Source organism: Dehalobacter sp. CP, from assembly GCF_047652685.1.
Classification (GTDB): Bacteria; Bacillota; Desulfitobacteriia; order Desulfitobacteriales; family Syntrophobotulaceae; genus Dehalobacter.
Genome location: NZ_CP157399.1, coordinates 2,905,407 through 2,917,825, shown reverse-complemented (window position 1 = coordinate 2,917,825; position 12,419 = coordinate 2,905,407). Strand labels below are relative to the sequence as shown.

Annotated in this window: 10 protein-coding genes and 4 tRNA genes; all 14 read left to right on the top strand. The window is 46.3% G+C overall.

The window, feature by feature from the left end; translation table 11 throughout:
- The first annotated feature begins 6 nt into the window (after positions 1–6).
- Entirely contained in the window at positions 7–1,923 is a 1,917-nt protein-coding gene (lonC, locus tag AAH944_RS14435; protein ID WP_019224916.1) for a Lon family ATP-dependent protease, read from the top strand.
- Positions 1,924–1,942: 19 nt separating this feature from the next.
- Complete coding sequence (gene dnaB / locus AAH944_RS14430) at positions 1,943–3,271, top strand: replicative DNA helicase (RefSeq protein ID WP_415535461.1); 1,329 nt, start codon at positions 1,943–1,945, stop codon at positions 3,269–3,271.
- Positions 3,272–3,425: 154 nt separating this feature from the next.
- The gene (locus AAH944_RS14425; RefSeq protein WP_415535460.1) at positions 3,426–4,709 is read left to right on the top strand and encodes an adenylosuccinate synthase; all 1,284 of its coding nucleotides are present in this window, start codon (positions 3,426–3,428) and stop codon (positions 4,707–4,709) included.
- Positions 4,710–4,838: 129 nt separating this feature from the next.
- Positions 4,839–4,914: transfer RNA gene (locus AAH944_RS14420), tRNA-Lys, on the top strand.
- Between the two features lie 259 nt (positions 4,915–5,173).
- Positions 5,174–5,249, top strand: a tRNA-Glu gene (locus tag AAH944_RS14415).
- A gap of 45 nt (positions 5,250–5,294) precedes the next feature.
- Positions 5,295–5,370: transfer RNA gene (locus AAH944_RS14410), tRNA-Phe, on the top strand.
- A 129-nt stretch (positions 5,371–5,499) separates the two neighbouring features.
- Positions 5,500–6,780 carry a M14 family zinc carboxypeptidase gene (locus AAH944_RS14405; protein WP_415535459.1) on the top strand — a complete coding sequence of 427 codons (1,281 nt, stop codon included), beginning with the start codon at positions 5,500–5,502 and terminating at the stop codon, positions 6,778–6,780.
- 246 nt (positions 6,781–7,026) lie between these two features.
- Positions 7,027–7,101: transfer RNA gene (locus tag AAH944_RS14400), tRNA-Gly, on the top strand.
- A 153-nt stretch (positions 7,102–7,254) separates the two neighbouring features.
- Positions 7,255–7,806, top strand: coding sequence for a hypothetical protein (locus tag AAH944_RS14395; protein WP_415535458.1), 552 nt, complete (start codon positions 7,255–7,257; stop codon positions 7,804–7,806).
- 14 nt (positions 7,807–7,820) lie between these two features.
- Positions 7,821–7,961, top strand: a complete 141-nt coding sequence (gene scfA / locus AAH944_RS14390; protein WP_415535457.1) for a six-cysteine ranthipeptide SCIFF — start codon at positions 7,821–7,823, stop codon at positions 7,959–7,961.
- A 144-nt stretch (positions 7,962–8,105) separates the two neighbouring features.
- Entirely contained in the window at positions 8,106–9,545 is a 1,440-nt protein-coding gene (gene scfB / locus AAH944_RS14385; protein WP_415535456.1) for a thioether cross-link-forming SCIFF peptide maturase, read from the top strand.
- Between the two features lie 113 nt (positions 9,546–9,658).
- Entirely contained in the window at positions 9,659–10,270 is a 612-nt protein-coding gene (locus AAH944_RS14380) for a tetratricopeptide repeat protein (RefSeq protein ID WP_415535455.1), read from the top strand.
- 87 nt (positions 10,271–10,357) lie between these two features.
- Positions 10,358–11,146 (top strand): MBL fold metallo-hydrolase, encoded by a 789-nt coding sequence (locus AAH944_RS14375; protein WP_415535454.1) that lies wholly within the window; start codon positions 10,358–10,360, stop codon positions 11,144–11,146.
- Between the two features lie 73 nt (positions 11,147–11,219).
- A complete protein-coding gene (locus tag AAH944_RS14370; protein ID WP_415535453.1) occupies positions 11,220–12,389 on the top strand; it encodes a S1C family serine protease in 1,170 nt (389 codons plus the stop codon).
- Positions 12,390–12,419 lie beyond the last annotated feature (30 nt).

Below are 12,419 nucleotides of genomic sequence, written 5' to 3'. Positions count from 1 at the left end.
ACCAGCGTGAAAGGCTTATTTAAGAAATTTTTACAACAGGAGGGGCAGGAAAATCACGAGAAATATACTGCGGAGATTGCGGACGGACAGTTAAAACTGGAGATAGACGCGCTGTATGTCGTGCTTTCCAACCTATACGGAACAGATAAATTAATTTTAAAGGCGAGCAAGCTGGAGGCTCTTACCCTGATGCGTTCCGACAAGCTGGAGGAACGAGTATTGGGCTTACAAAAGCTTGTCAACGATGATCCCACGGACAAACCGGCGCCGGACCTGCAAGATATTCCGGCAATTCTGACGGAGGTTGAAGAGCAGATTGCGGAGACGGTTGCGAAGCGTTCCGTAGAAGACCGTTTAAATCAGGCGGTTGCTGAGAAAATGCAGGAGCGACACGAAGAATATATCAAAGAGATCAAGACCCAGGTTCTGAAAGAGACAGGAGGTCCTGAGAATGCGCAAACACTTCGAAAGCTTGCGCAGCTGGAAAAGATGAAAGCAACAAAGCCGGTATCCTCAGCAATTGAAATCCTGAGACCGCAGACGACGGAAGAAATTGTCGGACAGGAAAGCGCCTTGCAGGCCCTGCTGGCAAAGCTCGCGACGCCTTTCCCCCAGCACATCCTGATTTATGGTCCGCCGGGAGTTGGCAAAACATCAGCAGCCAGGGTTGCACTGGAAACCGTCAAAAATTTTCCGGATTCTCCTTTCAGTAAGGATGCGCCGTTTATTGAAGTCGACGGTACGACGCTGCGCTGGGATCCGCGAGATGTCACCAATCCTTTGCTTGGTTCAGTTCACGATCCGATTTATCAGGGTGCGAAAAGAGATTTGGCTGAGACCGGTATTCCCGAGCCCAAACTGGGTTTGGTCAACGATGCTCATACTGGCGTTTTGTTTATCGATGAAATTGGAGAGATGGATCCAACGTTGCTGAATAAGCTGCTGAAGGTCCTGGAAGATAAGCGGGTTCATTTTGAGTCTTCTTATTATGATCCGCATGATCCTCAGATTCCTTTATATATCAAGAAGATTTTTGATGAAGGAGTTCCCGCAGATTTTGTACTGATTGGGGCCACTACGAGAGAGCCGCAGGATCTGAACCCGGCCTTGCGCTCCCGCTGTGCCGAAGTCTATTTTGAGCCTTTGGAGCCGGCCCATATCACCCATATTATCAGACAGGCAGCTCTGAAACTAAATGTGCAGTTGGAAGAGAATGTACCGGAAATTATCAGTGAATATATGATTGAGGGACGAAAAGCGAACAGCATCCTTTTGGATGCGTATGGTCTGGCCAGGTTTAGGAATCCCGGCAAGAAGGAAGTCTTGATTTCGGAAGACGATGTCAGAGAAGTGCTCAGGTCAGCCAGACTGACTCCTTTCGTTCAAAAACGGGTAACCGCCGGCAAGGATACCGGCAGAATACTCGGACTGGGGGTATCGGGATTCCTTGGCTCGGTTCTGGAGATTGAGGTGAAAGTATTCAACGGGGAGACCGGCAAAGGAAGTATCCGCTTTAATGAGACGGCAGGTTCAATGGCCAGGGACGCGGTGTTTAATGCCGCGGCTGTGATCCGAAGCCTGACAGGAGAAGACTTGAAGAACTATGACCTCCATGTCAATGTGGTTGGTGGTGGCAGAATAGACGGGCCCTCGGCCGGACTTGCTACGACCATGGCGATTTACAGCGCCTTGAAGCAACAGCCTCTGAGAGGAGATGTAGCCGTGACCGGTGAAATCTCAATACAGGGAAAAGTCAAACCGGTTGGTGGCATTTACGAAAAAATATTTGGTGCCAAACAGGCCGGTGTAAAAACAGTGATCATTCCGACGGAGAATCGCGGAGAAGTTCCTGCGGGATTAAAAGGAATTGAAGTCCTTGCTGTTGAAAATATAGAGGAAGCTATAAAAATTGCACAAGCCTAGCAAACGAGGAGAAATGAGCATGGAACTTTTGAAAGTTCCTCCCCATAATCTTGAGGCTGAACAGGCTGTTCTGGGCGCGCTGATGCTTGATCCCCAGAAGGGCAGTACTGTATTCGAGATTCTACGTCCGGAGGATTTCTACCGCGATAATCATAAAAACATTTACCTGGTCATCAGGGATATCTTTGAAAAGGGGGACCCTGTTGATCTGGTTACAGTGGCTGAGAACTTAAGGCAGGCAGGTAGGCTGGAGAGCATCGGGGGAATTGGAACAATCTCTCAGATCGCCGGATCTGTGCCTTCAGCGGCCAACGTGGAACATTATGCCCGGATTGTGGCGGAAAAAGCCCTGCTCCGTCAGCTGATCCGCATTGCCGGCTATATTGAAGAAAAAGGGTACGAAGCGGGAGAAGAAGCCCTTAGTTTATTGGAGGAAGCCGAAAGACTGATCGTAGAAATCTCTCAAAGACAGTCCAAGGAAGGTTTCGTTACGATCCGAAGCATTCTCCTGAAGACATTTGACAAGATCGAATACCTCTATTCCAATAAAGGAAACCTGACAGGGGTTCCGACCCATTTTCGGGAGTTGGACCGGATCACTTCCGGCTGGCAGGCTTCCGACCTGGTTATTATTGCCGCCAGACCATCGATGGGCAAAACGGCACTTGTCCTGAATATGGCACAGAATGCTGCGGTAAAATCCAAGGTCCCTGTAGCGTTATTCAGCCTGGAAATGTCCAAAGAGCAGCTTGTCCAGCGTATTCTTTGTTCGGAAGCGATGGTAGATCAGCAGCGGGTCAGGACCGGCGAACTATTGGACTCAGACTGGCCAAAGCTTACCCAGGCTGTAGGTCCGCTGTCCGAGGCACCAATGTTTATTGATGATACCGTTGGGATATCCCTCGCAGAGCTTCGGTCTAAAGCTAGAAGATTAAAAATGGAACAAGGACTTGGACTGATTATTATTGATTATCTGCAGTTAATGACCGTCGGCAAGAAGGTAGAAAGCCGCCAGCAGGAAGTCGCCCAGATTTCCAGAGGCTTAAAAGGCGTTGCACGTGAACTATCCGTGCCGGTTATTGCTCTGTCTCAGCTTAACCGCGGTGTTGAGCAGCGTCAGGACAAGCGGCCACTGATGTCCGACCTTCTGGAATCCGGATCGATCGAGGCTGATGCCGATCTTATTTCCTTTATTTACAGGGATGAATACTATCACCCTGATTCGGAGAAAAAAGGTATTGCTGAGATTATTATTGCCAAGCACCGCAATGGTCCTGTAGGTACAGTTGAGCTTGGGTATTTGAAGGAATTTACGAAATTTGTTAACCTCGATAAGAATTATGGTTAATACACGGTAAGATTATTGTTTATATTTGGTTGTATCAAATATTCGAACGTTTGGCCTAGGAATACAGCAAATGTTCGGATTTTATTGACAAACAGGGGTGATCGTTGTTAAGATGAAGTTTGGATTGAAGTCGTGATGGAATGGGGGATTTGCATTGGCGGCAGTCATACTGATCGGCACCCAGTGGGGTGACGAAGGAAAAGGTAAAATAACAGACTTTCTGGCCGAAAAAGCCGACATGGTAGTCAGATATCAAGGAGGAAACAACGCCGGACATACGGTTGTAATTAATAAGGAGACTTATAAACTCCATCTGATCCCTTCCGGGATTTTTTATCCTGAAAAGGTCTGCGTAATTGGCAATGGCCTGGTTATTGACCCGAAGGTATTGATTGAAGAACTTGAGTATCTCAAGGACAAGGGCGTAAGCACAGACAACCTTAGAGTCAGCGGTAATGCTCACGTGATCATGCCCTACCATCGCATTCTCGATGTGCTTGAGGAAGAGTATAAGGGAGACCAAAAAATTGGAACAACCAAACGCGGTATCGGCCCCGCTTACAAGGATAAAGCTTCCCGTACTGGAATCAGGGTGTTGGATTTCCTGGATAAGGACGAGCTGACAGCGAAGCTGCAATATAACCTTAAAGAAAAAAATTTGTTGATTACAAAGGTGTATGGACAGGAAGCGCTCAGCTATGAAGCTGTGCTTCAGGAATGCCTGGAATATGCGGAGAGGATCCGGCCTTATGTCGGCGATTCTTCTCTGGAAATTAACCATTTCTTAAGTGACGGGAAAAAGGTCCTGTTTGAAGGCGCTCAGGGAACGCTTTTGGATTTGGATCATGGAACGTATCCGTATGTCACTTCTTCCAACCCTGTGGCCGGGGGAGCCTGCATTGGTGCAGGAGTAGGACCAACCCGGATCAACAAGGTTGTCGGGGTTGTTAAAGCCTATACGACCAGGGTCGGCGAAGGACCGTTCCCAACGGAATTGACCTGCCAGACAGGGGAACTTATCCGGGAAAAAGGCGGAGAGTATGGGACAACAACAGGACGGCCGCGGCGCTGCGGCTGGTTGGACGCTGTCATTACCCGTTATGCGGTGCGGATCAGCGGCATTTCTGATTTTGCATTTACCAAACTGGATGTCCTGACAGGAATGAACACGTTAAAGATATGTACAGCTTATCGCTACAAAGGTGAAGACCTTCATGATTTCCCGCAAAGTCTGAAAGTCCTCTCCGAATGTGAAGCGATTTATGAAGAAATGCCGGGCTGGCAGGAAGATCTGACGGGAATCAGCGAATATAGCCAGCTGCCGGAGCAGGCCAAGAATTATATCCACCGCTTGGAAGAGCTGACCGGTGTTCCGGTTACCATGCTCGCTGTCGGGCCTGGCCGCAATCAAACGATTACGCGGGGTAATATCTTTTAAGGATTTTGATAATGAATCTGAATTTACTTTAATTTTTCAGATTAATTCCTGGTTCTTGGATGTCAAGGATTATTAAAGTTTTGCTTGACATCCAAGGGGCCGAAATGATAGAATCATGAATTGTGGCCTGGGCCATTAGCTCAGTCGGTAGAGCACCTGACTTTTAATCAGGGTGTCCCGCGTTCGAGTCGCGGATGGCTCACCAATACTCGATTAAAACGCTTGTGTCTTAACGGATGCAAGCTTTTTTATTAGCCATCAAAATACCATACAGTATAATGTAATACCGGCAATTGAAGAAAATACACTATCTTTGAAATAAAAGTTTTGAAATAAATTGAAATAAAAGATAAAAAATCTAAAAAAGTTCTTTACTATTTGTCGTGTTATCTGTATAATACAGAAACGTGAGCAAAAAAATTGAGTGAAACCATCATAGCATGGTTCACTAACGCATCGCCTATGGCCCGTTGGTCAAGCGGCCTAAGACACCGCCCTTTCACGGCGGTAACACGGGTTCGAATCCCGTACGGGTCACCATGTTTTTAAATTAAGCTGAGTTTCGATAGATTGGTAATCGATCACGCCTCGGTAGCTCAGTCGGTAGAGCAGAGGACTGAAAATCCTCGTGTCGGCGGTTCGATTCCGTCCTGAGGCACCATACGTCCTGTAAAACGAGTTATTAACGGTTTTTGCTGTTAGGACTCGTTTTTGTTTTTGCCGCAAACTTTACACACATCCTTTCCGATCCCCATAGATTATAACAACGAACATAGATGGGGGGATTTAGGTGCGCGTACTTAAGATCGGAGTTAGAGGAAACGATGTAATGGAAGTTCAGGCTTTACTCAAAAAGCTGGGTTACGATCCGGGGACGGTAGATGGGGTATTCGGAACAAATACAGAGCAAGTGGTCAAACAGTTTCAGGCGGCCAGTGGTCTCCAAGCAGATGGAATCATTGGTCCAATTACTTATCAAAAGCTTCTGCCGTTATTGAACGGCTACATCATGGTTACAGTTGCTGCGGGAGATACATTGTACCAGATTGCCAACCGTTATAAAATCAATACCCAGCGGCTTTTAGCAGCAAATCCCGGGATCAGTTCTGACAATATAAGAGCAGGACAACAGTTGACCGTGCCCTATGCTTTTGATATTGTCGATACAAACCTCAATTATACCTACGAAATCTTGCAGCGGGATATTGCCGGGTTACAGAAACGCTATCCTTTCTTGGAAACCGGGGTTGCCGGGAAAAGTATTATGGGACGGAATCTTTACTATCTGAGGCTGGGTAATGGACCGAATCAGGTATTTTATAATGCGTCACATCATTCACTGGAATGGATTACGACAGTTGTGCTGATGAAGTTCTGTGAAAACTATCTGAAAAACTATGTGGATGGAACTTCGGTCAGGGGATACAACATAAGAGAGATATGGGGTCAAAGTTCAATTTATTTAATCCCTATGGTGAATCCAGATGGTATTGATCTGGTCTTAAACGGACTTCGGATAAATCATCCATTCTACACATCTCTTCTAAAATGGAATGAAGGCCGGATGGATTTTGGCCAGGTCTGGCAGGCCAATATTCGTGGCGTAGATCTAAACCACAATTATGATGCATCCTGGCAGTTGTCGAAACAAGCGGAAGCCAGTCACGGAATAACCGGGCCTGGCCCGACCAGATTTTCAGGGACAGGACCGGAATCCGAACCTGAATCCAAAGCAGTTGCAGACTTTACGAGAAATCATAATTTTAGACTTGTTCTGGCCTACCACAGCCAAGGTAGGGCGATCTACTGGAATTACAGAGGTCTGGCGTCGGCCAGGGACCGGCAAATTGCACTCAGTTTGGCAGAAAAAAGCGGCTATGTGCTGGAAGAAGCGACCGGAATAACATCGTATGCAGGCTATAAGGATTGGTTTATCGAAAAATACCGGAGACCGGGCTATACGGTTGAGGTTGGATTTGGCCGAAATCCCCTGCCAATTTCCCAATTCGCGCAGATCTATCGGGAAAATGAGGGAATGTTGTTACTGGCGGCACTTGCTACTGCGGGCTAAGAAAAAGGATGACAAAGTGCTGAAACTGGTAGTGTAGGAGGGATACCCAAAAGTGTATTAACCACAAAATAAAACCTGTACCAAATTTGGGGTAGAGTCAACTGAGCTAGTAATATCGTTGAAATTGTAAAAATTGAACTTATAATCTTGCCTAGTATTAAATTTTGAAGTATAATAATGCTTACCCGACAAAGGTATGCCATGGTCCTAGAACATGCTAGGAAGTCTAAAGCCTTGAAATATCATGCGGAAGTGGCTCAGTGGTAGAGCATTGGCTTCCCAAGCCGAGGGTCGCGGGTTCGAATCCCGTCTTCCGCTCCAATTTAAGAATATAAGGCCAGTTTTAAGCTGGTTTTTTTATCGCAAAAGCTAATTAATGGTTTTTTGCGGGACGCATATCACATGAGGCTTTAGTGAGGCGTTAAGCCGAAAGGAGCTGAAAGAAAAAGGATGTTATCTGACTCTAGCAGCCGAATGTTTCGCAAGAAGGGCAAGCTGAAGAAAATTGCAGCAATTTTGGCCATTGTGATCATGACAGCAGTATTAGGCGGATGCAACTCATTGGATGATGCGGTAGCGAAAGCGAAGCCGCTTATTCCCAAAGGATATGACTTGGTAAAAGTTGAACAAGTCAGTGACAATTCAGGAATTGTGTTTTACACGTTTGAAGAAGAACTAAGCACAGGGATATTTACGAAAAACAGTTTTGGCTGGAAATGGACAGGAAGTGCGGTTGGTAAGCTTGTCACTTATCCTGATGGCCTGCAGTGGCGATATGCGGATCTTGGAGAAGACGGCACCCAATATTCGGTCTATTACGGCAAGATAACGAATAAGAATATTGTACGTGTAACCGTTACGACGATCGGCGGGGAAAAGGTCCAGGGGAAAATTGTTAACACTGATCAGCTGAGATTATGGTATGCGTTTGTCAGTGAACCGCAGGTCCCATCGGTAAGCGCGGATATTACCGGGTACTCCGCTGAAGGAAAGGTTATCTACTTGTTCAGTCAGCCTAAACAATAATAAGGAGGATACGCATGGCTACACATATTCAGACAATCATTAAGGGGAGCTTAGCCTCAACAGCCAAAACCGGAGGGTGCGGAAAATGCCAGACATCTTGCCAATCGGCTTGTAAGACTTCTTGTACAGTTGGCAATCAAGTTTGTGAAAAATAACAGAAACATCATAAAGACAGACGGTTATCTATAAAGGGGTTCTGTAAAAAAGCTTGGCGTCAGCCAAGTTTTCTTTTTTCACAAAGGTATTTCAATGGTATAATTGTTCTAAATACGATTACGATGGGCAGAGGAAACAGAAGCATGAAATTAACGAACTACAATATATCAAAAAATGTACATGTGTATACGCAGGGGAAACTTCAGATTGCTTATGATGTCAATTCAGGGTCGCTTCATGTGATTGATGACAAGACATATGCTTTTATTCAGGAATTGATAACATATCAGCAGAAAAACAGCCTGGAAAATTCAGAAGAATTGCTGGAAAAATGTGGGCATAACCTTTCTTCTGAAGAAAAACAGGAAATCCTGGCAGAATTGAAAGTGCTTCAGGATCAAAAGCTGTTATTTTCCTGCGAGCCCGAAGAGACAGTACTACCGTTTTCTGACCGGCCGGTGATCAAGGCGATGTGCCTGCACGTTGCACATGACTGCAACCTGCGCTGTAAATATTGTTTTGCGGGAACAGGACCGTTCGGCGGCAACCGCGAGTTGATGAACGTTGAGACCGGTAAGAAAGCGTTGAAATTTTTATTGGATCACAGCGGAGAGCGGGGACATTGCGAGGTTGATTTCTTTGGCGGTGAACCGCTGATGAATTTGCCGGTTATCAGGGAATTGATTGTTTACGGCCGGGAAATAGCCGCTCAAGCGGGCAAAAAGGTCAAGTTTACGCTGACAACGAATGCGGTCTTGCTGGATGAAGCGACAGCAAGATTTTTGGAAGACGAAGGAATCAGTGTTGTACTGAGTTTGGACGGACGCAAAGAAGTAAATGACAAAATGCGGCCTTTCCTGAATGGATCTGGAAGTTATGACCGGATTATGCCACAGATTCTTAAATTTACGGAAATGCGGCCGGAGACATCGCGTTATGCTGTTGGCAATTATTTTTATGTCCGGGGAACCTATACACATTTCAATAAAGATTTTTATAAGGATGTCCTGCATATGGCGGACAGCGGCATCCGAAGGATCTCTGTGGAACCAGTAGTAGCTTCTCCGCAGGAAGAGTATGCTTTCAGAGAGGAAGATCTGGCAGAAATCAAAGAAAGCTACGATATTTTAGGAGAAAAAGTGCTGGAATATCGCGAGGCAGGGAAAGAATTTGTCTTTTTTCACTTCAATACAGGTCTCGATGAAGGACCTTGCCTAATTAAGAGGTTGTCGGGCTGCGGGGCCGGACACGAGTATGTGGCCGTTTCGCCGGAGGGGGACATTTACCCCTGTCATCAGTTTGTCGGAAAGGAAAAATATAAAATGGGATCTGTGAATGATCCGAACTGTGAACTGAAGGAAGAAATTGTTCAATCCTTCCGCCAGGCGCAGGTCTATGCAAAGGAAGAATGCCGCGCCTGTTGGGCACGCTTTTCATGCAGCGGCGGATGCCATGCAGCCAATGAAGCTTTTAGCGGGGAACTGATTAAAGTGTATCCGATGGGATGCGAGCTGCAGAAAAAAAGGCTCGAAGTCGCATACTACCTTAAAATCATAGAAGCCAGGCAAAGGGTTCTCGTTTAACAAGAGAATCCTGGTACATAAGGAAGAGTTTTTTTGACGCTTTTGTTTCTAAGGAAAGATTAATCAGACCTTCCTATTATTGGTAATAGCAAGGTCGCAAGTTAGGAGAAAAAATGCGAAAAAAAGTTCAAAAGATCACTGTAGGTATTATCATAGGGATCATCTGCATTTCCCTTATTGGATCAACATTTTATGCAATTTCCCTTCCAGGGTCTGATAATACGGAAGATACCCAGGGCCAGGAAGCGTTGGAGCAGGAATACAATCAGCGGAAGCAAGCCATCGTGGAACTCAGCGCAGCACTCGAAAAAAGCCCGGAGGACGTCGAAACGCAGCTGGCCCTGGCTGACGCTTATTATAGTAAAGCGAGTATAACAATTCAGCTTAACGATGAAGAATATCAGGAAGATCTGCAGAATGCGATAACGTATTACCAAAAAGTCCTGACCCAGAAAGACGACAATGATGTAAGGTTAAAACTTGCAATATCTGCATTTCTTTCACGAGATTCTGATCTTGCGGATGAAACATACAAGGAATTAATTGAAAAAGAACCGCAAAATGTGGATGTGTTGTATTGGTATGGGATGTTCCAGTTTTATAGCAAAGAAGATTACAAGCAGGCTGAGCAGTACTGGCAGACAGCGTTGAAATACAATACCGATGGAGAGATGAAGACCAAGCTTGAGGAAATGATAGCAAGAGCTCAGGACATTAAACCTTAGATAAATGAACCTGAGACAAGTAACGGCAGACATTTCCGACAACAGGATGAGTAAGCACTGAGAATCACAAATCGGGAAGGTGAACAGATGTATTTTGCAACACTGGCCAGTGGCAGCTCCGGTAATGCCATATGTGTAGGGGAAGGAAACAGGAGTTTGCTTGTGGATTGCGGCATTACAGCCAAAAGAGTGCTTACAAACCTCAAAATGATTGATATTGCCGCTCCCCAGCTAGAAGGTATCATCATTACCCATGAACATTCCGACCATGTCAAGGGGGCTGGCATTCTGGCTCGCAAGTTGAAGATTCCCATCTATGCGACAGCCGGAATCTGGCAGGAAATTGAAACGGTGCTTGGGGATATTAATTCTGAACAGAAAAGAATTATTGACCGGGACATCTATCTTTCGGGTATGGATGTGAAGCTCTTCCCGACTTCCCATGACAGCAGGGAGAGCTACGGTCTTAAAATAACAGGCAAAACACATACGCTTGGCATAGCGACTGACAGTGGCATTGTCACAGAAGAGATGCACCGTAATCTTCGGGGCTGTGATGCCTATGTCGTAGAGGCAAACCACGACCTGGAAACACTATGGCACGGAAGGTATCCGTACTATTTGAAGAAAAGAGTCAGCGGAGATGCAGGACATCTAAGCAATGTCCAGCTTGCTGAGGCCTTGACGGAATGGCTTGGTGAAAACACGCAAAAAGTCGTGCTTGCTCACTTAAGTGAAGAAAACAATACGCCGCAAATGGCACTCAGTACAGTTGTGGAGATGCTCCGGAATTCGCAGGTTAAGAAAAAATGCGCGAATCTAAAAATAAGAGTTGCGCCGAGACATTATCCGCACGAACTTATTACACTGGGATAGTATGTCATGAGAGCATAACTGACAGACTAAATTTAAGGTAGACATGATACATACTGGATAGGAGGGATGTCAGATGGATGATTATAATGACCGGGACAATTTCGGACGAAGGAGCGGAAAACCCCGGGTTGTTTCGACGGTTTTGCTTGCTGTCATCAGTGCAATTCTGGGCGGCTTGATTGCTGTCGTCCTTGTTCCTGCGGTATATCCTGGAGGCAATTATTTGGAAGGTGGTAATAAGGTTGTCATTCAGCAGGGAGAAAATCCCCCAATTTCAGCCTCAGGTATTACCGGTGGGGAGTCACCGGTGATTAATATTGCCAGCACGGTAGGGCCTGCTGTCGTAGGTGTGGCCAACTTTCAGTATAGCGGGAATATTTTTGCCGGTAGCAGTGATGGACTCAGTGAAGCAGGAAGCGGTTCTGGCTTTATCATCAATGCCACCCAGGGTTATATTGTTACTAACTATCATGTCATTGGAGATGCTGAGAAAATTATGATTTCGCTTGCTGATGGTCGGGATGTTCCTGGAACGCTTGTCGGCGGTGATCCGCGGACCGATCTTGCCGTGCTCAAAATTGACGGTACGAAGGGACTTGCGGCTGTCCAGCTCGGAGACTCCGCAGCCTTAAAAGTCGGAGAATCCGTCGTTGCGATTGGGAATCCGGGAGGCCAGGATTTTGCCCGTACAGTCACAGCCGGTGTGGTATCAGCGACAGACAGGTTTCTTCAGCTGCAGGGGGAAGCCAGCTTCAATCTGATTCAGACGGATGCGGCGATTAACCCAGGCAACAGCGGTGGGCCGCTCGTCAATTACAGCGGCCAGGTTGTCGGAATTAACTCAGCTAAAAATGATACCCAGGGCTTTGAAGGTATGGGGTTTGCGATCCCCATTTCCGATGCGCTGCCTGTAATTCAGCAGCTCATTGAAAAAGGGTTTGCGAGCCATCCGGCTTTGCAGATCAATATCGACGACCGCTACACGGAGGAATATGCTTCATTTAAAGACTGGCCGGCAGGCTGCTATATCGCCAGTGTTGAAAACGGTGGGGCGGCAGCTAAAGCCGGTATCCAGGCCGGAGATATCATTACGGCCATTAACGGAACAGCCATAACCAATTCTCTGGAGCTGACACACGAACTCTTTAAATACAAGCCGGGAGACAAAGTATCTGTCAGCTATTTCCGGGGCGGCAGCACGTATAAAACAGATGCGATCCTCGGAGAAATTAGATCAGAATAGCGTAATCAGAAACTAGAAAGGTCGAACGAA